The sequence below is a fragment of the Mycobacterium sp. NGS54 genome (assembly GCF_059812465.1).
Genome location: NZ_JCALCS010000007.1, coordinates 106,385 through 125,244, shown reverse-complemented (window position 1 = coordinate 125,244; position 18,860 = coordinate 106,385). Strand labels below are relative to the sequence as shown.

Sequence of the window (18,860 nt, the reverse complement as noted above, 5' to 3'; positions counted from 1 at the left end):
AGAGATCAGCGATGGAACCGGTCTATCGCAGCAGGCCGGGCGCGGATGCCCTGCGCCCGGCCGCCGCGGCGGAGGCCACGCCGATAGCCCCGGGACTTTGGTGCTCGCCGGGCCTGTCGAACGCCTACCTGCTGACCACCGCCGAGGGTCGGGTCGTCGTCAATACCGGCATGGGCTTCGAGGGGCCGGTGCACCGCGCCAACTTCGACGCCGTCGACCCCTCGCCGGTGCGCTACATCATCTTCACGCAGGGCCACGTCGACCACGTCGGCGGCCTGGACAGCGTGCGCGACCCCGACACAACGGTTGTCGCGCAAGCGAACTGGACCGCGTGGCGCGACGACAACGAGCGGCTGATCCCGTACCGCGCCGCCCGCAGCGCCTTCGCTTTCCAGCACACGCTGGCGTCGGGCATCCAAGACATCCAGCGCCGGCTCGGCACCAAGTGGCTGGCCGCCCAGAGCGTGCCCGCCGTCGACCTCGACTTCGAGGACACCCTGACCCTGGAGCTCGGCGGGCGACGCCTGGAGTTGATCGCGGTGCCCGGCGGTGAGACCACCGATTCGCTGGTGGTGTGGCTGCCGGACGAGCACATCTGCCTGTGCGGAAACACCTTTGGCCCGATATTCGGCCACATCCCCAACCTCGTCACCATGCGCGGCGACCGATACCGCGACGCCCTGACCGCCATCGCGTCGGTCGAGCGGGTCCGCGACCTCGAGCCCGAACTCCTGGTGACCGGTCACTTCGAGCCGATCGCCGGGCGACAGATCATCAGTGCCGAATTGACCCGCCTGCGTGACGCGATCCAACACATCCACGACCAGACGGTCGCCGGGATGAACGCGGGCAAGGACGTCCACACCCTGATGCGCGAGATCACCCTGCCCCCGGAATGCGAAGTCGGCCAAGGCTACGGAAAGGTCGACTGGGATGTGCGCGCCGTGTGGGAGAACTACTCGGGCTGGTTCCATCACCGCTCGACCACCGAGCTCTATCCGGTCGGTTTCGACGCCGTCGCCGCCGACGTCGTGGAGCTGGCCGGCGCCGACGCGCTGGTGGACAGGGCGCGCGCGCACCTCGAGGCGGGCCGGCCGCTGCACGCCATCCACCTCGCCGAGCTGGTTCCCCACGAGCACGTCGGGGCCCGCGACGTGTTGAACCGGGCGCATGAGACGCTGCTGGCCAACAGCACCAACTTCTGGGAAAGTGCCTGGCTCAGGAACCAACTAGAAACCAACTAGCGAGGAACGCATGACGGCGCGAGTCAGCTTCGACTTCACCGGGACCGAGGTCTTGGTCACGGGCGGCACCAGCGGAATCGGCTATGCCACCGCAACGCTGTTCCGCGACGCGGGAGCCGACGTCACCATCACCGGAACCAAACCCGCGGCGGCGGACTACGACAAGGACCTGTCGGGCATGGCCTATCGGCAGTTGCGCATCACCGACCCCGAATCGGTGGACGCGCTGGCACAGGCGTTCGCACGCCTCGACGTCCTGGTGAACAACGCGGGCGCGAATTTCCCCGGGGGCCTTGACGAATCGAAGCCAGACGGGTTCGACGCGTCGGTCGCGGTCAATCTGATCGGCCCGTACCGGCTGACGGTTGCCTTGTACCGGGCGCTGAAGTCGTCGACCGCCGCCGGGGGCGCCAGCGTGGTGAACGTGGCGTCGATGTCCGCGCTGCGCGCCGTCCCGCTGGTCCCCGGCTACGGCGCCGCGAAAGCCGGAGTCGTCTGCATCACCCGAAATCTCGCGGTCAAGTGGGCGGGCAAGGGAATCAGGGTGAACGCGGTGGCGCCAGGCACGATCGACACCCCGATGACCGCGCCCATGCACGGTGCAGCCGAGCTGGTCGAATCCGAGCTAGCCCACATCCCGTTGCACCGCTTCGGGTCCGTCGGGGAGATCGCCCCGACGGTGGCCTTCTTGTGCACCGAGCAAAGCAGCTACACCAGCGGCGCGCTCTTCGTCGTCGACGGCGCGTCGGACTGCGTTTGAAAGCAAGGGGCTGACAATGACATTCGCTTTGCACCCGCAGGACTTCTACCACACCGGCGTCGTCGTGCCCGACCTCGACGCGGCGATGGCCAGGCTGAGCGCGCTGGCCGGCTACCGGTGGATCAACCCGATGAGCTACACGCTGCCCTTCCGCACCGCCGCCGGCGTCCGCGAACTGACCTCGACGATCGTCTACTCCCTGCAAAGCCCCCATGTCGAACTCGTGCAGGAGGTCCCCGGCAGCCCGTGGACCGCGGCGCCGGGCAACGCCGTCCATCACCTCGGCTACTTCAGCGATAACTTGGCCGAGAGCGCCCGGGCTCTGGAGGCCAACGGCTTCACCCTCGAGATGACCGCCGATACGCCCGGGTCCGAGCTTGCGCTGTTCGCCTACTTCACCGACGCTTCCGGCACCCGCATCGAGATCGTCGACCGCGCGCTTTTCCCCGACTTCCCGGCATTCCTGCAGTCGATGGCGGGACCAGCGGAGGCATGACGTGCTGCTGACCGTGCTGCGCTTCAATTTCGCCTCGCCGCAAGGCGATCCGCGCACCCAGGGCGGCCTGCTTTCCGCCGCGCTCGAGATGGTGCAGTGGGGCGAGTCCCACGGCATCACCTCGATCAGCGTCGACGAGCATCACGCGACGGGGCACGGTTGGAGCTGCAACCCGATCATGGCCGCGTCGATGTTCCTCGCCCGAACCACCACGCTGATCGCCAGCGTCGACTGCGCGCTGGGACCGCTGTGGAATCCCGTCCGGCTCGCCGAGGACATCGCGCTCGTCGACAACATGAGCCGCGGCCGGCTGCTCACCACGGTGGGCCTGGGCTATCGCACGGTCGAATACGAGGCGCTCGGAGTCGATTTCGGACGCCGCGGCGAGCTGATGGACGGCCTGGTCGAGCGGATGCTGTCCGTGTGGTCCGGCGACGGCGCGGACGCGGAAGTCTGCACCGGCACCTGGACCAGGCCGCATCCGCCGTTGTTCGTCGGCGGCGGTTCGCGCGCGACGGCGCGGCGCGCGGCCCGCTTTCGGCTCCCGCTCAGCCTCGCCGACCACCTGCCCGACATCGCCGCCTACTATCGCGACCTGTGCGCGGACGTCGGCATCAAGCCGCTCGTCGTGATGCCCGGGGCGATCAACCGCGGGATGATCTTCCTGCACGAGGACCCGGACCGTGCCTGGGCGGAGCTCGGCGACCACATCCTTTGGGAGGCGGTCACTTACGGCGGATGGTCGGCCGATCAGCGTTCGCTAATGCACCTGCCCGGGGTCCGGACCCTGGACGAGGTGCGCGCGTCGGGACGGTACCGGTTCCTCACGCCCGATCAGCTGATCGCCGAGGTGCGCGAGGCCGAGGACTTCGGGCCGTTGGTCATGCACCCGCTGGTGGGGGGGATGCCCGTCGACGAAGCATGGAAGTCGGTCCAGTTGCTCACCGACAAGGTCCTGCCCGCGCTCACCTGATTGCCGGCCCGAATAAGGGGTATCGCCCCCTGCGTCGGAACTCGGATCAGAAGGTGGGGAAGCCCGTGAAATCTGCAGCCAGCAGGGGAATCGCGCTGTTCGGCGGCGTCGTGATGGTCGTCTTCGGGGTCGCCCTGGGCGGCACCGTCACCGCGTTGGCGATAAACGCGCCGGCGGCGCCGCCGACTTCGTCCAGCCCTTCGCCGCCGCCCCCGCCGCCATCCGCTCCCCAATACGGCGGCGGTGGCAGCGGCAGCGTGCCGCCCGGCGGGGGAGGTGCGGGTGGCGGAGCGGGCGGTGCCGGCGGTGGCGCCGGCGGCGGTGGCGGTGGCGGATAGGTCTCCGCTCTCCTGAAACCAGCCCGCGCACGGAGGCGTCTCCGGCCCCGGTGGGATCGACACCTGCGCCGATTCAGCTCGTCGTGAATCGCGCGGCACCGGCGTGCCGTCGTGTGGTTCGATCAGCACAGGACAAGGTCAGGAGAAAAGTGACTCGACGAATCGGCCGGATCCTTGTGATCCCGTTCATCTGGGCGCTGGCGATGCTGCTCGCGCCGCCGGCGTCGGCCGACGGCTACACCGAGCAGGTGGTGGACAGGTTCAACGCGCAGACGCACGTGGTGGCCGACCCGGCGGCCCGACCGCCCCTGCAGGACCCGGACAGGCTGAACGACCAGATCCTGACAACCAGGTGGGTGTGGAGCTCGGCGCCCCGGCTGTGGGTGGCCGCGGTGGCCCCCGCCCAGAGCGGCGTGACGACGGCGGATGCCATTCACAACATCATCGTGGGCCGCGATCCCGGGTTCAGCGGCGTCATCCTGGTGATCGACGCCAAGGGCTATCACGTGCGGGCCTACAACGTGCCGAGGGAGATCGCGGACAGCGTGAACTCGTTCCTGGACCAGTCGGCCCGGGCGCACCGCAACGACCCCGACGGCGCTACCCGTGACTTCGTCGGCAAGCTGGCCGGGGCGAGCGTCGCGTCGGGCGGGCCGGCGGTGACCTCGCCCGTCGGGACCGCCAAGCACACCAGCTGGACCTGGCTGTGGCTGTTGCTGACCTTCGTCGGCGTCGGGCTGGCGATCTGGTTCGCCATGAGCCGAAACCGCAAGCGCCGCAAGGACGCCGAGGCGCGAGAGTGGATCAAGGGGCAGTTGATCGCGGCCGAATCCGAAGTCGCCGACCTCGATAGCGCGGTGGTCACCAACGCCGACACCGACGTCAGCGCCGAGGCGCTGAAGGCCAACTCCAGCCTGTCCGACGCCCGCAAGGCGTACCAGGCGGGCGACTACACCGCCGCGCGGGCGCACCTGCGGGCCGTGCAGTCCACCGTCGACAAGGCCAATCGCAAGCTGAACCCGGCGGCGATTCCGAATGTGGGCGCCGTGACCTCGGTGCCACCCGGGGACCGCAAGCAGGCCACGGTGCAGGCGAGGAACCCGGACACCGGGCAGGTCGTGACGATCAACAACAACAACTACAGCACCACCCCGCAGCCCGGCTACGGGAACTACTATCCCGGCGGCTACTACAACGGGATGTTCTTCTACCCCGGCTACTACCCGTATGCGTTCTGGGGCCCGGGCTGGGGCTGGGCCATCGCCGACGTTCTGCTGATCGACGCCATGCTGGACGACCATTGGGGCGGCAACTACGACCGCGGGTTTGAGGCCGGGCGGGATTCCGCCTTGGCCAATTCGGGTTATGACGGCTACCAGAACGGCGGCTACGACAGCCAGCAGGGGGATGTCGGCTTCGACGGCAACTACCAGTACTCCGGTGGCGGCGACACCGGCTTCGGCGGCGACTCGTACTCTGGCGGCGGCGACGTCGGATTCGGCGGGTTCGATTCGGGCGGCTGGGACTCCGGCGGTGGGTTCGACTCCGGCGGATCGGATTTCGGCGGTGGGTTCGACTCCGGCGGGGGCAACGACAGCTTCTGAGGAACCCGGAGGGGTTTTCAGAAGGCGGAGATCCCGTCGCGGTGTGGGTGCAGCGCTCCCACCGGGGATGTGAGCGGAATGTGCAGCGCGTCAACGATTCCGGGCTCGGCGGCGCAGACCCAGGGGATGGCGTTGACCGCGCGCATCCCGGTGGCCAGCAGGCCGTGATCGTTGTGGCTGTCGCCGGGTCGATGCCCCACCTCGAACTCCGCGTCAAAGCTCGGTTCGCCGTCGATGATGACGCGCCAGATCCCGTCGGTTCCGCCGGTTCGGCCCTTCGGCCAGTCCGGGGCCAGGTCGTCGGCGATGCGGTCGACGTGCTCGATGGTGATGACGTCCACGCCGTCGACGACGCCGATGCAACGGGCCCGGGTGGCGCCGACCGTGCCCGCCTCGACAAGCCCGAACGCGGTGGGGATTTCGCGCGGCGTGGGCAGGAACTCGCACGTCTCACGGACGTCGTCGAGTTCCACCCCGAGCGCATCGGCGACCATGGTGACGGCGGCGCCCCAGCCCCAGCGCAGCACGCCGGGCATCATCAACCCGCCCTGGTAATCGAGGGGCTGGCCGAAGCCGAACAGCTCCCGCATGTCGTATTCGGCCGGGTATTCGGAGTAGTTGGTGATTTCGATGCCGCGCACCGAATACACCTTGTGCGACATCGACATCAGCGCGATGGGGAACAGGTCGGCGCCGAACCCCGGCTCGATGCCGCTGGAGAACAACGAACTGCCACCGGATTCGGCCGCGCCGCGGATCGCGTCGGTCACCTTGGCGGGCAGCGAGCCGCGCGGGTACACCAATCCCGGTATCGCGGTCGTCACCACGTTCTTTCCGGCGGCCAGGATTCGGCACAGGTCACCGATCGCCTCCTTCATCCGGGGTGGCGCCGGCGCCGCGTAGACGACGCAGTCCGCGTCGCCGCCCAGGATCACCGACTCGTCCTGAGTGGCGGCCACGCCGACCGGGTCGATGCCCGCGAGCTCGCCGGCGTCCTTGCCGTTCTTGCTGACCGAGTGCACCCATACCCCGACGAGCTCGAGGTTGGCGCGGTCGGTGATGGTTCGGATCGCGTACCTTCCCACCCCGCCGGTGGCCCAGACCGCGACCTTGTACGTGTCGTTCACGATTTCAGCCTCCTTCTCCAGTGCGGACTCTTGATGGCCTCGACGGCGTCGGTGACGTAGCGGTCCAGCGGGCGCGGCCTCTTGGTCGACTGACGCACCCAGCGTTGGAACGCGAAATCGCCTGCAGCGAAGCCGAGTTGGACCAGCAGGGCGGGCCGGATGTCGGTGTCGGGATTGGCACCCATCCGTTCGGCGATCAGCTTCGTCGCCCGCTCCTTGTCGGCGGGTGTGTGCAGCGTGACCTTGTCGAGCAGACCCGGCGCCACCAGCAACGCCTCGCGCCACTCCTCGCAGTCGGCCGGGTCGAACGACCGAGTCCGGAAGACGATCGCGTTGACCAACGCGACGTCGGGGGATTCGGTGGCGGGCCGCTCCTCGAGCAGGCTGACGATCGCGGCGCCACCGTGGCGCAGCGGTGCCAGTAGCAGTTCCTCCTTGGTCGGGACGTGCCGGAAGAAGGTGCGCGGCGAAACGCCTGCGGCCGAGGCGATTTCCTCCGTCGTCACGGCGTCGTAGCCGCGCTCGATGAACAGCCGGAACGCGGCGCGCCTGATGTCGGCCCGGATCTGGGCGCGCTGCCGTTCCCGCAACGACTGACTCAACGGAAGCAGCCGATCCCGCCGTCGACTTGGATGGTCTGGCCGGTGATGAACGTGGCGTCGGTGCCGAGCAGGAACGCCACCAGCGCGCCCACGTCGGTGCGGACGTCGCCGATGCGCTTCATCGGGACGCGTCCCACCGCCTTCGCATAGTCGTTGGGCGCGAACTGCTTCCACGCCTTGACGCCGTCGGACTCGGCAAATGGGCAGATGACGTTGACCCGAATGTTGTCCCGCCCCCACTCCAGCGCGGCGACCTTCGACAGCCCGCGGATGCCCTCCTTGGCGGCCGCGTAACCGCCCCACTTGGGTTCGCCGCCGGTGCCCGTGCCCGAGCCGAGGTTGACGATCGACCCGCCGCCCGCCTCTACCATCAGCGGGTACACGGCCTGCATCAGCAGGAGGGTGGCCCGGGGCCCGACGTCGTACCCGAGCGCCAGGTCCTCGGTGGTGATGTCGACGAATCGCTTGGGCTCGTTGGTGGCGATGGCATTGTTCACCAGGCCATGCACGGTGCCGAACGCCTCGACCGCGGCCGCCACCGTTCGCTGCGCGGTTGCCGGGTCGCGCAAGTCGGCGACGAGGTGTTCGACACGCCCCAGCTCACTGAGCTCGGTGGCCGTCGCGTTCAGGCCCTCGTCCTGGATGTCGACCAGCAGCACCGACGCGCCGCGTTCCAGCAGGGCGGCGGCGATGCCCTTGCCGACGCCCTGCGCGGCGCCGGTGACGATCGCGACGTGGCCGCGCATCGAGTCGGGGTGCGAATAGCTCATCGCGCCGGCCCCAACTGGAGCGGAACGCCGCGATGCATCTCGTAGGTGCTGCGCGCGCCGTCGGGCAGCTCGATGAACTCGACCGGTGTCCCGTCCGGGTCCTTGACGAAAAACATTCGCACCCCGCCTATTTCGAACGGCTCCTGGTCGGGCGCGTAGCCGGCGGCGGCGATCCGGCGGTGGGCGTCGTCGAGATCGGGCACCCGCAGCGACACGTTGTGGATGCCGGTGATGCCGCGCCGCTGCTGCTCGGCGTCGGGTTTGGCCCCGAGTGAGAGCAGCTCGACCATCAGCCCGCCCAGCAGGCCGCCCACCACCCGGCCCTCCTGCTTCCGCTTGGCGTGCAGGGCCGCATCGAAGGGCTCGCCCGAGATCAGGGTTTCGAAGACGACGTCCATGCCGAGCGTGTCGCGGTAGAACGCCAGCGAGCGGTCCATGTCGGTCACGCCGATGACGAGGTGACAGAACGACACGTCGGTGAGCGAGGTCACGGCTTTTCCGCGAGATTGGGAGCGGGGCGCCCCGCGAACAGCGGCAGATCCAGGTAGGTTTTGATGCCCGGCCCCGCGGCGCAGACGTCGGGAATGGCGTTGACGCAGTGGTTGGCCGTGGCCACCACGCCCGGATTCTTCACCAGCCCTTCGGCGATCGTCTCGGGTTGCAGTCCCTTGAAGGTGAGGCTCACGCTCGGGTCGCCGGTGATCTCGACCTCGAAGCGCTCGCCGCGCCCACCGAAATCCCAGGCCGGGTCCAGGTTTTCCTCGCCCATCAGCCAGTTGACCGCGGCGGTGATGACCGGCTCGCCGTCGACCAGGGCCTGCCAGCGGAACCGTCGTGCGGCCACCGTCCCCGGTGTGAGGGGAAACGGCGCGTAGTCGATGTCGGCGGTCGCCACCGCGACGTCCTGGATCGTCCTGATGTTCGGCTCGATGCGAAATCCCATGTGCTCGGCCACCATTCGCACCGACTGCTTGAAACCCGCCTCGAGCAGGCTGGCCATGGGCCCCTGCATGGCCTCCTCAGGGGTGCCACCGAATCCCATGATGTGGCGCACGACGTCCGGCGCGTTGTAGGTGCGGATGTCGGAGAACTCCTCGGCGCGCACGTGGGTGACCGCCGAGGACAGCGAGGACAACATCAGCGGGAATCGCTCGGTGATGCCGCCGGGGTGGATTCCCGAACCGTGCAGGGTCACACCGCTTTCGAGCGCGGCGTCGGCGACGGCTTGGTGGCGTGGGTTGCCCGGGTCGGGGTAGACCCAGCCGACCGGGGTCACCACGTTCTTGCCGGACCGCAGAATCGCGATGACCTCGTCGTCGTTGGGGATCAGGGGGCTGTAGACGACGCAATCCGCGTCGAGGGCCAGCACGTCGTCGACCTTGGTGGTCGCCGTGACCCCCAGGGGCGAGGACCCGATGATGTCGCCGACGTCGACGCCGTCCTTGGCGGCGCTGTGCACCCAGCACCCGACGAGTTCGAGCTGCGGATGGTTCACCACGCACGCGATGGCGGCCTTGCCGACGCCCCCGGTCGCCCATTGGATGACACGAATGCTCACCTGTGACCTCCCAAGTGCTTTACACGCCAACGGCTGAAATGGCACAGTATGACCCGCTGACAGTCACTGTCAATGAAGCATGGGAAGGCGGCCGATGGGCGTACTCGACGGCAAGATCGCCATCGTCACCGGGACCAGCCGCGGCGTGGGCGTCGGCATCGCCCACGAACTGCTGCGCGCCGGCGCCACGGTCATCGGCTGCTCCCGCTCACCGCTGGACAACATCCCGGACATCGACGACGACTGGGCGGGCCGCGCTTCCCAAAAGGTCTGCGATCAAGGCGATTACCGCTCGATCGACTCGTTCGTCGCCGATGTCGTCGCCACCCACGGACGCATCGACATCCTGGTGAACAACGCCGGCGGCACGGTGCCCGCGCCGCACGCCGAAAGCATTCCCCCCCTCGTCTCGCGCATCCAGGGCGCGCCGGGCAGCGACGACGAGTACGAGCGCACGGCGCTGTTTCACGCGTTCGCGGTGCAGATGAACCTCATCAGCCCGCTGTGGTTCGCGGTCCGCGCCTACCGGCAGATGCGCACCCAGGACGGTGTGGGCTGCATCATCAACATCTCCAGCGGCGCGGGACACCCGGCCGGATCTCCGACGCTGGTCTCGTATGGGGCGGCCAAGAGCGGGCTGAACCAGCTCACCCGGTCGCTGGCCGAGGAGTGGGGGCCGAAGGTTCGGGTCAACTGCGTCGCCCTGGGCCCGACGATGACCGAGAACTTCCGGTCGTTCGTGCTGCCGAAGGACGATCCGACCGGCGAAAAGTACTTCGCCGCGGTGCCGTTGCGCCGCGCCGGGGAGCCCGCGGAGGTGGGCCGCGTCTGCGTGTTCCTGGCCGGCGGCGACGTGGACTTCGTCAACGGCACCACCATCGAGTGCGACGGCGGCATGCTGCCGGGCGTGCTCTACGACGCGGGCCTGAAGACCATCACCGACCTGCTGTAGAAATCGCCTACCTCGACCGGCGTCGTTCTGCTACGTTGCGGACACGCCAACGGCTCGGTGAGCCCCTGGGAGGGATCGTGCATCGAACAGTCGCCGCCGCAATGGGCGCCGCGCTCGGATTCGCCGTGGTTGGGTGTGTCGGGCCGCCTCGGGCCGCCGCGGACAATCCGGTCTGCAGCCAAACGTGGTGTTCCTTCCTGTCCCCGTCGCGCAACATCGGCTGCGAGATGGACTATCAACGTGGCCACGACATTCCCGACGAAGCGTATTGCCAGTCGACGGCACCGCCGCAGTCCGTGCATCTGTCCACCGACGGGACGTTCAAGAGCTGCACGGGAGAGACCTGTCTCGGCAATGCGGGGGAGGGCACGCCCACCCTGCCCTACGGCCAAACCGCCTGGCTCGGCCCGTTCAGCTGCCGGTCGGAAGCCAGCGGCATCACCTGCAAGGTGACGTCCGGTCGTGGCTTTTCCATCTCCAACGCGGGGATCATGCCCGTCGGCTAACCCGTTCCGGGGATGTCCGGAAGTGTCAAAAGGTTGTCCTCGACTGTCAAGACCCGGGAGCGGGTGCCGCCGCACAGTGGATGCAGCGGTCAGCCACCGCCCGGACACCACAGTCAAGGAAGCACCATGAACTCCAGCAGCATCGAACACGTCGACGTGTTGATCATCGGCGCCGGCATCTCGGGCATCGGCGCCGCCTACTACCTGCGGACCATGCAGCCGGGCAAAACGTTCACGATTCTGGAGGCCCGCGACGAGATCGGCGGGACGTGGGACCTGTTCCGGTACCCGGGAATTCGCTCCGACTCCGACCTGCACACGTTCAGCTACGAGTTCAAGGCGTGGGAGAACGAAAAGGCGATCGCGAGCGCCGACGCGATCATGGCCTATCTTCGCGAGACGGTCGCCGAGAACGGAATCCGTGAGTCGATCCGCTTCGGTCACAGGGTGATCAGCGCCGCGTGGTCCACCGACGACGCGCGCTGGCTGGTCGAGATCGAGCGCGCGGGCGCACGCATCACGATGAGCTGTGGCTGGTTCTTTTGCGCCAGCGGTTACTACCGCTACGACGAGGGGTTCACCCCGGAATTCCCGGGGCGGGAGCGGTTCACGGGACAGATCGTGCACCCGCAGCACTGGCCCGAGGACATGGACTACCGCGGCAAGCGGGTGGTGATCATCGGCAGCGGCGCGACCGCGGTCACCCTGGTGCCCGCCATGGCCGAGACCGCCGGGCACGTGACCATGCTGCAGCGCTCGCCGACCTACATCGTGCCGGTGCCGTCGGAGGACCGCGTCGCCAACACCCTGCCCAAGCTGGTCGGCCGCGACCGGGCCTACGCGATCACCCGGCGCAAGAACGTTGCCAAGCAACGGCTCGTCTGGCGGTTCTGCCAGCAATACCCGAGTGCCGCACGCCGGCTGATCCGCCACCTCAACGCCAGGCAACTGCCGGCGGGCTACCCGGTCGACGAGCACTTCCGGCCTGCCTACAACCCGTGGGACCAGCGGCTGTGCGCGGTACCCGACGCCGACATGTTCAAGGCCATCCGCGAGGGCCGCGCCTCGGTGGTCACCGACCAGATCGAGACCTTCACCGAGCGGGGGATTCGGCTGCGGTCCGGGCGTGAACTGGAAGCCGACATCATCGTCACCGCCACCGGGCTGAACCTGCTGGCCTTCGGCGGGATCAGCTTCTCGGTGGACGGTGTGCCCGTCGACGTGCCGCACAAGGTGGCGTTCAAGGGCTTCCTGCTCAGCGACGTCCCCAACTTCGCCTACGTGTTCGGCTACACCAACTCGTCGTGGACGCTCAAGGTCGGGCTGATATGCGAGCACTTCTGCCGGCTGCTCGCCCACATGGACGCGCGCGGCCACACCGTCTGCTACCCGCGGCTTCCCGGGTCCATGCCGACCAAGCCGCTGTTGGAAGTCACCGCCGGCTACGTCAAGCGATCCGTCGACCACTTCCCCCGCCAGGGCGCCGAGGGCCCGTGGCGAACCTCCATGGATTACCTCGGCGACTACAAGACGCTGCGCGAGGGTCCGGTCGACGACGCCAACCTGTGCTTCGCCAACCCGGTGGCGGTCGGCGCGCCGGAGCCGGCGCTCGCCGGATAACCGCAGTCCACCTTGCGGTAAGCGGCCGGCCCCATCCCGAACCAGCGCTTGCACGAGCGGGTCAGCACGCTCTGCTCGGCGTAGCCCAGCTCGCGCGCCAGGTGTGTGAGGCTGATGCCGGTGCCGCGTAGGTAGCGATCGGCCGCGTCCCTGCGGACCTGGTCCACCAGCGCCGCGAACGTGGTGTCCTCCTCGGCGAGCCTGCGCTGCAGCGTTTTTGGGTGCATATTGAACTGGCCGGCGACCAGCTCGAGCGTGGCCGTCCCGGTCGGCAGCAGTTGACGAACGATGATGCGCACCGATTCCACAATCCCGGCGTCTCGCGGAGTGATGTCGTTGAGGTAATCGACAACGGCCCGATGCGCGATGTCATCGCGGTGCAGGGGCCGGTGCAGGTCGGCGGTGCGAACCGTGAAACCCGCTGCCCGAGCGGCGAACTCGGGCGTGCAGCCGAAATACCGCAGGTAGTCGGCCTTGGGCGCGAGCGGATCGTGCGGCACATGGACCTTCAGTGGGGCGTAATCGTCACCCATGAGGAGGCGGAACACCCTCAGCGAGACGCCCAGCGACAGCTCCGTGGTCTGCGGGTGCGGCGGCGGGTTGTCCAACAGGAATTCGAGCGTCAGGAACGACCGCTGGGGATCGGCGAGCGGCGCGACGCGAATGGCGATCACGGGGCTGTAGGCCGCCATATACGTGCCGAAGATTTCCAGGGCGTCCGCCACTGTGGCGGCGGTGCGGGCCGCCACGCCGACCGGCCCCAGAATTTCGATGCCCTGCCGCTGCGCCAGCCGTCGCCCGAAGTCCGGCGTGTTCGTCGCCTGGGCGGCCGACTCGATCGCCTGTATCGCGGCGCGGTAGGAGATGAACGAGTCGTAATTGCCCGCGTCCTGGTCGCGGACACCCGCCGCGCGCAGCAGGCTCGCGGGGTCGCCGCCTAATTCGGCGACGAGGCCCCGATAGTTCGAGAGCGCGGTCCCGCGTACGACAGACATGTGTCTTGAATTGTCAAAATGCTGTCGCGAGATGTCAAGACGCGGGTCCGTTGGTGAGGAATGGTTCAGGGAGTGCCAGCATCACAGCCGAATCGATCCAAGGAGATTCACATGAGCAGCTCGCTGGAGCCGACCCCCGAGCAGTTCGCGGCGCTCGCGGCCAGGCCCGCCGACGCGCCCGTGCTGATGGTCAACCTGTTGAAGTTCAAGACCGCGGGCGGCCTGGAGTCGTACCTGCAATACGGGCGGGAAGTGGCGCCGCACCTCGAACGCGTCGGCGCCACCGTCCGTTACGCCGGCACGGCACCCGCGGTCGTCATCGGTGACGGCGAACGACCTTGGTGGGACGCGATTCTCATCGTCGAATACCCGACGCCGCAGGCGTTCATAGACATGGTCACGACGCCCGAGTACGCCAAGGTGCACGAGCATCGCGCGGCAGGGTTGGCGCGCGGGGACCTCATCGCCACCTCCGCGTGGTCGGTCGCCTAACCCAGGACGGGGATGCGGCGCTCGCGCCCCAGTCGATCGAGCGCGGCCTGCATGACCGAGCGCACGTAGGCGTCGACCTCGTCGACGTCGGGCTCCTCGCCGAACCGCTCGGCGATGTCGATGGGCTCCAGCAACTGATAGACGATCTTGGCGGGCAACGGCATGTTGGCCGGGAAGAACAACGACATGCCGAAGGGGAAGCCGATCGTGACCGGGAGGATCTCAATCCGAAAGCGCTTGAGCCCCAACCTCTTCGCCAGCCAGTTGCCGCGCGTGAGGAAAAGCTGGGTCTCCTGCCCGCCGATCGACACCGCCGGCACGATCGGCACGCCGGCTTCCAGGGCTGTCCGCACGTATCCCGTGCGGCCGTCGAAGTCGATGAGGTTCTGCCTCAGCGTCGGACGGAACGCGTCGTAGTCGCCGCCCGGGAACGCCAGCACGACGGCGCCCGAACGTAATGCTTCGCCGGCGTTTTCCCGGCTGGCATGGATAACGCCGAGGCGTCCCAGCGCCGCGCGGAACGGCGTGAAGAACACGCCATAGTGGGCGACTGTGTACAGCGGGCGGTCGTAGCCGAACCTGCCGTAGATGGCCGGAGCCAGCACGTTCCAATCGGGCGTGAGCACGCCGCCGGAATGGTTGGACACCAGCAGGGCGCCGCCGGCCGGCGGGAATGTTTCCAAGCCGCGCACTTCCGGGCGGAACCAGCGTTTGATGACCGGATTCACCGCGTTGATCAGCAGCTCGGTGAAGGTGGGGTCCCACTTCGCGGTCTCGGGATGTGTCATGTCGTCACCCGCCGACTATTGCGCCGTATTCCAGTCCAGTCATCCTCCCGCGGCCGGCGATGACTGCGCAGTGCCGCAATCCCCGCATGGTGGGGACTAAAGACCCGTTTGAACGCCGCCCGTCATCGCTAACGTGGCAGGCGAGGTGCAGCGATGACGGTATTGATGACGGGGTTTCCCGGGTTTCTCGGCAGCGCGCTGCTGCCGAACATCCTCAAACGCGTTGACAGTTCGGCGATCTGTCTGGTGCAGCCCAAGTTCGCCACGCTCGCGGAGCGACGGGTGGGCGAGCTCAGCGCCGCCGACCCGTTCCTGGAGGGCCGGATCCAGGTGGTCGAGGGCGACATCACCCGACCGGGGCTGGGCCTCGCCGCGGGCGCCCTCACCGGGGTCACCGAGGCGTGGCACCTGGCCGCCGCGTACGACCTGACCGTGCCCCGCGACGTGGCGGTCCGGGTCAACGTCGACGGCACCCGAAACGTCCTGGAGGCCCTTGAGCGGTGCCCCATGCTGACACGCCTGCACTACTTCAGCACGTGCTACGTCAGCGGTCGCTATGCCGGGCCGTTCGGCGAGGACGACCTCGAGGTCGGTGCGCCGTTCAACAACTTCTACGAGGAGACGAAGAATCTCGCCGAGGCGGATGTCCGCTGGCACATGTCCGCGGGCATGCCGGCGACGATCTACCGCCCCGCGATCGTCGTCGGCGACAGCCGCACCGGTGAGACGCAGAAGTTCGACGGACCGTACTTCATCATGCAGTGGCTGTTGCGACAGGGTCGGCGCGCGATTGTGCCAATGGTGGGCGACCCGACCGCAACTCGCGTGAACGTGGTCCCTCGCGACTTCGTCATCGACGCGGCGGGATATCTGAGCGGACTCCCGGCTTCCGAGGGCCGGACCTACCAGCTGGCGGATCCGCGCCCGCTCACCGTCGACGAGATGACGAAGACCCTGGCCGAGGCAACCGGCAAGGAGCTCGTCAAGGTCCCGTTGCCGCGCAGCCTGGCCAAGGCCTCCCTGGCGCACGTTCCGGGGCTCTACCGCTTGATGCGGATCCCGCCCGAGGCGGTCGACTACTTCGCGCACCCCACCACGTACCTGACCGAGCATTGCCGCGCCGACCTCGAGGGCAGCGGCATCGATGCGCCCGCTTTCGGAAGCTACGTCGATCGGCTGGTCGAGTACATGCGCGCCCATCCCGAAGTCGGCTCGGCGGCGATGTTCTAAGAGCCCTTCGCGTCCCGCGCCGTTCGCGGTCTAATGGGTGGATGGAAATGATGGCCCCCGCCGACGGCGTATTTCTGTTCGCGGAAACGCGCGAGCACCCTATGCACGTGGGGGGCCTGTCGTTGTTCAAGCCACCCGAGGGCGCCGGACCGGAATTCGTCCGTGAGTTCACCGACGCCCTGATCGCCAACGACGAATTCCAGCCCACGTTCCGCAAGCACCCCGCGACGGTCATGGGCGGAATCACCCCCATGGCGTGGGCCGTCGACGACGAGATCGACGTCGACTACCACGTCCGGCGCTCGGCGCTGGCCTCTCCCCGGCGCGTCCGCGAATTGCTCGAGCTCGCCTCGAGGCTGCACACCAGCCTGCTCGATCGCCACCGCCCGCTGTGGGAGCTGTATGTGGTGGAGGGGCTCGACGACGGCCGGTTCGCCTTGTACAGCAAGATGCATCACGCGCTGATCGACGGCATTTCGGCGATGAAGCTGATGCAGCGCACGCTGTCGGTCGACCCGGACGACCGCGAGGTGCGCGCGATGTGGAGCCTGCCCCGGCGACCACGCCCCAAGCCGGCCGCCTCGTCCCCGTTGAGCTCGCTGGTCAAGGCGGCGGGATCCGTTGCGGCACTTGCCCCGTCGACGGTGAAGCTGGCCCGCGCCGCCCTGATCGAGCAGCAGTTGACCCTGCCGATGGCGGCCCCGCACACCATGTTCAACGTCAAGGTCGGCGGTGCGCGCCGCTGCGCCGCCCAGTCCTGGCCGGCCGATCGGGTCCTGAGCGTCAAAAGGGCCGCCGGGGTGAGCTTCAACGACGCCGTCCTGGCGATGTGCTCGGGTGCGCTGCGCTATTACCTGCTCGAGCAGAACGCGCTGCCGGAGGCCCCGCTGATCGCGATGGTGCCGGTGAGCCTTCGCTCCAAGGAGGAGGCCGACGCCGGCGGCAACATGGTCGGAAGCATCCTGTGCAACCTCGCCACCGACGTCGAGGATCCGGCGACGCGGATCGAAGTGATCAGCCAATCGATGCGCGCCAACAAGAAGGTTTTCGCCGAACTGCCGCGGCTGCAGGTGCTCGCGCTGTCGGCGCTGTACATGGCGCCGCTGACGCTGGCCGGCGTCCCGGGTTTCATCTCGTCCACCCCGCCGCCGTTCAACATCGTCATTTCGAACGTCCCGGGGCTGGCGGAGCCGATGTACTACGGCGGCGCGCGCCTCGACGGCAGCTACCCGTTGTCGGCCATCCCGGACGGGCAGGCGCTGAACATCACCCTGGTGAACAACGCGGGCAACCTCGACTTCGGTCTGGTCGGATGCCGTCGCAGCGTCCCGCACCTGCAGCACCTCCTCACGCACCTGGAGTCGTCGCTGAAGGACCTGGAACGCGCCGTCGGGGTCTGACCGCCCATGCCCACGCTGAGTGCGGGTGTGCTGTTGTACCGGGCGCGTGACGGCGTCGTCGAAGTCCTGATCGCACATCCCGGCGGTCCGTTCTGGGCCCGCAAAGACGAGGGATCCTGGTCGATACCCAAGGGCGAGTACGCCGACGGCGAGGACCCCTGGACGGTCGCGCAGCGCGAGTTTTCCGAGGAGCTCGGGTTTTCGGTGCCGGCCGGACCGCGACTCGACTTCGGCGCTCTGAAACAACCCAGCGGCAAGGTCGTCACCGCGTTCGCGGTCGGGGGCGACCTCGACGTCACCGACGCGCACAGCAACACCTTCCAGATCGAGTGGCCGAAGGGCTCGGGCCGGATGCGGGAGTTCCCCGAGGTCGACCGGGTCGGCTGGTTTCCGGTGGCGCAGGCGCGCACCAAGCTACTCAAGGGGCAGCGTCCGTTTCTCGATCGATTGATGGCAGATCCGGCATTGGCGGGCTTAACCGAAGGGGACTGATATGCAAACACTGCGCACACCCGACGAGCGGTTCGACGACCTGCCCGACTTTCCTTATGCCCCAAGCTATTGCGAGATCGCCGACGGCGACGGCGGGACGCTGCGCGCCGCCTGGGTCGAGGACGGCCCGCGGGGCGCCGACCCGGTTTTGATGCTGCACGGCGAGCCGTCGTGGTCGTACCTGTACCGCAAGATGATCCCGATCCTGGCTGCCGCCGGGCATCGCGTCGTCTGCCCCGACCTGGTCGGGTTCGGGCGTTCCGACAAGCCGACCCGCCGCGAGGACCACAGCTACGCGCGCCATGTCGAATGGATGCGCACCGTGGCCTTCGACGTCCTCGACCTGCGCAACGTGACCCTGGTCGGCCAGGACTGGGGCGGGTTGATCGGCTTGCGGCTGGCGGCCGAGCACCCCGAACGGTTCGCCCGGCTGGTGGTCGCCAACACCGGGCTGCCGAACGGCGAGCAGCCGATGGCCGACGTGTGGTGGCGCTTCCGCGAGGCCATCACTACCGCACCGAATCTGAACATCGGCTGGTTCGTGCAGGGCGGGTGCCGCCAGGAGCTGAGCGGCGAGGTGCGCGCGGGCTACGACGCACCGTTCCCGGACGACCAGTATTGCGCCGGGCCGCGCGCCATGCCCGGCCTGGTGCCCACCTCACCGGACGATCCCGCGGCGCCGGCCAACAAGGCGGCGTGGGCCAAGCTGTGCGTGAGCCCGACGCCCATGCTCGTCGCGTTCAGCGACAGCGATCCCATCACCGGGCCGATGGCCGCGATCTTCCGGCGCGAGATGCGCGGCGCGCAGGGCATCGATCACCCGACGATCGCCGGGGCCGGCCACTTTCTGCAGGAGGACGCCGGCGAGGAACTCGCCAACCACATCGTCGAGTTCCTGCGCCGCTGAGCCGCC

The 18,860-nt window shown here is 68.3% G+C and carries 21 protein-coding genes; 14 read left to right on the top strand and 7 right to left on the bottom strand.

Annotated elements, in window-relative coordinates:
* Positions 1 to 11 precede the first annotated feature (11 nt).
* From AC5Y5E_RS22745 to AC5Y5E_RS22720, 6 genes are all read left to right on the top strand, one after another.
* Positions 12 to 1,244: an MBL fold metallo-hydrolase gene (locus tag AC5Y5E_RS22745; RefSeq protein WP_499905226.1), complete on the top strand. Its 1,233-nt coding sequence runs from the start codon at positions 12 to 14 to the stop codon at positions 1,242 to 1,244.
* Between the two features lie 10 nt (positions 1,245 to 1,254).
* Positions 1,255 to 2,004: an SDR family NAD(P)-dependent oxidoreductase gene (locus AC5Y5E_RS22740; RefSeq protein WP_499905225.1), complete on the top strand. Its 750-nt coding sequence runs from the start codon at positions 1,255 to 1,257 to the stop codon at positions 2,002 to 2,004.
* Positions 2,005 to 2,020: 16 nt separating this feature from the next.
* Positions 2,021 to 2,500, top strand: coding sequence for a VOC family protein (locus AC5Y5E_RS22735; RefSeq protein WP_499905223.1), 480 nt, complete (start codon positions 2,021 to 2,023; stop codon positions 2,498 to 2,500).
* Between the two features lies 1 nt (position 2,501).
* Entirely contained in the window at positions 2,502 to 3,473 is a 972-nt protein-coding gene (locus AC5Y5E_RS22730) for an LLM class flavin-dependent oxidoreductase (RefSeq protein WP_499905222.1), read from the top strand.
* 65 nt (positions 3,474 to 3,538) lie between these two features.
* A complete protein-coding gene (locus tag AC5Y5E_RS22725) occupies positions 3,539 to 3,811 on the top strand; it encodes a hypothetical protein (protein ID WP_499905221.1) in 273 nt (90 codons plus the stop codon).
* A gap of 149 nt (positions 3,812 to 3,960) precedes the next feature.
* The gene (locus tag AC5Y5E_RS22720) at positions 3,961 to 5,415 is read left to right on the top strand and encodes a hypothetical protein (RefSeq protein WP_499905219.1); all 1,455 of its coding nucleotides are present in this window, start codon (positions 3,961 to 3,963) and stop codon (positions 5,413 to 5,415) included.
* 17 nt (positions 5,416 to 5,432) lie between these two features.
* Here AC5Y5E_RS22720 and AC5Y5E_RS22715 read toward each other — a convergent pair whose 3' ends face one another.
* Genes AC5Y5E_RS22715 through AC5Y5E_RS22695 form a run of 5 tightly spaced genes read right to left on the bottom strand, consistent with a single transcriptional unit; the run spans position 5,433 to position 9,472 of the window.
* Positions 5,433 to 6,542 carry an NAD(P)H-dependent amine dehydrogenase family protein gene (locus AC5Y5E_RS22715; protein WP_499905218.1) on the bottom strand — a complete coding sequence of 370 codons (1,110 nt, stop codon included), beginning with the start codon at positions 6,540 to 6,542 and terminating at the stop codon, positions 5,433 to 5,435.
* Positions 6,539 to 7,144: a TetR/AcrR family transcriptional regulator gene (locus AC5Y5E_RS22710; RefSeq protein WP_499905217.1), complete on the bottom strand. Its 606-nt coding sequence runs from the start codon at positions 7,142 to 7,144 to the stop codon at positions 6,539 to 6,541. The genes AC5Y5E_RS22715 and AC5Y5E_RS22710 overlap by 4 nt, the downstream gene beginning before the upstream one ends.
* A complete protein-coding gene (locus AC5Y5E_RS22705) occupies positions 7,141 to 7,914 on the bottom strand; it encodes an SDR family NAD(P)-dependent oxidoreductase (RefSeq protein ID WP_499905216.1) in 774 nt (257 codons plus the stop codon). The genes AC5Y5E_RS22710 and AC5Y5E_RS22705 overlap by 4 nt, the downstream gene beginning before the upstream one ends.
* Positions 7,911 to 8,405 carry a VOC family protein gene (locus AC5Y5E_RS22700; RefSeq protein ID WP_499905214.1) on the bottom strand — a complete coding sequence of 165 codons (495 nt, stop codon included), beginning with the start codon at positions 8,403 to 8,405 and terminating at the stop codon, positions 7,911 to 7,913. Before AC5Y5E_RS22700 ends, AC5Y5E_RS22705 begins: the two co-directional genes overlap by 4 nt.
* On the bottom strand, positions 8,402 to 9,472 hold the full coding sequence (locus AC5Y5E_RS22695) for an NAD(P)H-dependent amine dehydrogenase family protein (protein WP_499905213.1): 1,071 nt from the start codon (positions 9,470 to 9,472) through the stop codon (positions 8,402 to 8,404). The genes AC5Y5E_RS22700 and AC5Y5E_RS22695 overlap by 4 nt, the downstream gene beginning before the upstream one ends.
* Before the next feature lie 94 nt (positions 9,473 to 9,566).
* Here AC5Y5E_RS22695 and AC5Y5E_RS22690 point away from each other — a divergent pair, with 94 nt between their 5' ends.
* The 3 genes from AC5Y5E_RS22690 to AC5Y5E_RS22680 all read left to right on the top strand — a co-directional run bounded on the left by AC5Y5E_RS22690 (position 9,567) and on the right by AC5Y5E_RS22680 (position 12,550).
* Positions 9,567 to 10,424 (top strand): SDR family NAD(P)-dependent oxidoreductase, encoded by an 858-nt coding sequence (locus AC5Y5E_RS22690; protein ID WP_499905211.1) that lies wholly within the window; start codon positions 9,567 to 9,569, stop codon positions 10,422 to 10,424.
* A 77-nt stretch (positions 10,425 to 10,501) separates the two neighbouring features.
* On the top strand, positions 10,502 to 10,930 hold the full coding sequence (locus AC5Y5E_RS22685) for a hypothetical protein (RefSeq protein ID WP_499905210.1): 429 nt from the start codon (positions 10,502 to 10,504) through the stop codon (positions 10,928 to 10,930).
* 126 nt (positions 10,931 to 11,056) lie between these two features.
* Positions 11,057 to 12,550, top strand: coding sequence for a flavin-containing monooxygenase (locus AC5Y5E_RS22680; RefSeq protein ID WP_499905208.1), 1,494 nt, complete (start codon positions 11,057 to 11,059; stop codon positions 12,548 to 12,550).
* Here AC5Y5E_RS22680 and AC5Y5E_RS22675 read toward each other — a convergent pair.
* On the bottom strand, positions 12,454 to 13,545 hold the full coding sequence (locus AC5Y5E_RS22675) for an AraC family transcriptional regulator (protein ID WP_499905207.1): 1,092 nt from the start codon (positions 13,543 to 13,545) through the stop codon (positions 12,454 to 12,456). The two genes, AC5Y5E_RS22680 and AC5Y5E_RS22675, sit on opposite strands and share 97 nt — an antisense overlap.
* 111 nt (positions 13,546 to 13,656) lie before the next feature.
* Between AC5Y5E_RS22675 and AC5Y5E_RS22670 the strand changes: the two genes are divergently transcribed.
* The gene (locus AC5Y5E_RS22670) at positions 13,657 to 14,037 is read left to right on the top strand and encodes a DUF1330 domain-containing protein (protein WP_499905206.1); all 381 of its coding nucleotides are present in this window, start codon (positions 13,657 to 13,659) and stop codon (positions 14,035 to 14,037) included.
* Here the strand turns inward: AC5Y5E_RS22670 and AC5Y5E_RS22665 are convergent.
* On the bottom strand, positions 14,034 to 14,825 hold the full coding sequence (locus AC5Y5E_RS22665; protein ID WP_499905204.1) for a 1-acyl-sn-glycerol-3-phosphate acyltransferase: 792 nt from the start codon (positions 14,823 to 14,825) through the stop codon (positions 14,034 to 14,036). The genes AC5Y5E_RS22670 and AC5Y5E_RS22665 overlap by 4 nt on opposite strands.
* A 153-nt stretch (positions 14,826 to 14,978) precedes the next feature.
* On the opposite strand from AC5Y5E_RS22665, the gene AC5Y5E_RS22660 reads away from it, so the two are divergent.
* Genes AC5Y5E_RS22660 through AC5Y5E_RS22645 form a run of 4 tightly spaced genes read left to right on the top strand, consistent with a single transcriptional unit; the run spans position 14,979 to position 18,854 of the window.
* A complete protein-coding gene (locus tag AC5Y5E_RS22660; RefSeq protein ID WP_499905203.1) occupies positions 14,979 to 16,055 on the top strand; it encodes an SDR family oxidoreductase in 1,077 nt (358 codons plus the stop codon).
* Between the two features lie 41 nt (positions 16,056 to 16,096).
* The gene (locus AC5Y5E_RS22655) at positions 16,097 to 17,455 is read left to right on the top strand and encodes a WS/DGAT/MGAT family O-acyltransferase (protein ID WP_499905202.1); all 1,359 of its coding nucleotides are present in this window, start codon (positions 16,097 to 16,099) and stop codon (positions 17,453 to 17,455) included.
* 6 nt (positions 17,456 to 17,461) lie between these two features.
* Complete coding sequence (locus AC5Y5E_RS22650) at positions 17,462 to 17,947, top strand: NUDIX hydrolase (protein WP_499905200.1); 486 nt, start codon at positions 17,462 to 17,464, stop codon at positions 17,945 to 17,947.
* Between the two features lies 1 nt (position 17,948).
* Positions 17,949 to 18,854, top strand: coding sequence for a haloalkane dehalogenase (locus tag AC5Y5E_RS22645; RefSeq protein ID WP_499905198.1), 906 nt, complete (start codon positions 17,949 to 17,951; stop codon positions 18,852 to 18,854).
* Positions 18,855 to 18,860 lie beyond the last annotated feature (6 nt).

Bases quoted from the DNA above. Each gene is read 5' to 3' on its own strand.
- AC5Y5E_RS22745 (WP_499905226.1), top strand. From the start codon at position 12: ATGGAACCGGTCTATCGCAGCAGGCCGGGCGCGGATGCCCTGCGCCCG.
- AC5Y5E_RS22740 (WP_499905225.1), top strand. From the start codon at position 1,255: ATGACGGCGCGAGTCAGCTTCGACTTCACCGGGACCGAGGTCTTGGTC.
- AC5Y5E_RS22735 (WP_499905223.1), top strand. From the start codon at position 2,021: ATGACATTCGCTTTGCACCCGCAGGACTTCTACCACACCGGCGTCGTC.
- AC5Y5E_RS22705 (WP_499905216.1), bottom strand. From the start codon at position 7,914: ATGAGCTATTCGCACCCCGACTCGATGCGCGGCCACGTCGCGATCGTC.
- AC5Y5E_RS22690 (WP_499905211.1), top strand. From the start codon at position 9,567: ATGGGCGTACTCGACGGCAAGATCGCCATCGTCACCGGGACCAGCCGC.
- AC5Y5E_RS22680 (WP_499905208.1), top strand. From the start codon at position 11,057: ATGAACTCCAGCAGCATCGAACACGTCGACGTGTTGATCATCGGCGCC.
- AC5Y5E_RS22675 (WP_499905207.1), bottom strand. From the start codon at position 13,545: ATGTCTGTCGTACGCGGGACCGCGCTCTCGAACTATCGGGGCCTCGTC.
- AC5Y5E_RS22670 (WP_499905206.1), top strand. From the start codon at position 13,657: ATGAGCAGCTCGCTGGAGCCGACCCCCGAGCAGTTCGCGGCGCTCGCG.
- AC5Y5E_RS22665 (WP_499905204.1), bottom strand. From the start codon at position 14,825: ATGACACATCCCGAGACCGCGAAGTGGGACCCCACCTTCACCGAGCTG.
- AC5Y5E_RS22660 (WP_499905203.1), top strand. From the start codon at position 14,979: ATGACGGTATTGATGACGGGGTTTCCCGGGTTTCTCGGCAGCGCGCTG.
- AC5Y5E_RS22655 (WP_499905202.1), top strand. From the start codon at position 16,097: ATGGAAATGATGGCCCCCGCCGACGGCGTATTTCTGTTCGCGGAAACG.
- AC5Y5E_RS22650 (WP_499905200.1), top strand. From the start codon at position 17,462: ATGCCCACGCTGAGTGCGGGTGTGCTGTTGTACCGGGCGCGTGACGGC.
- AC5Y5E_RS22645 (WP_499905198.1), top strand. From the start codon at position 17,949: ATGCAAACACTGCGCACACCCGACGAGCGGTTCGACGACCTGCCCGAC.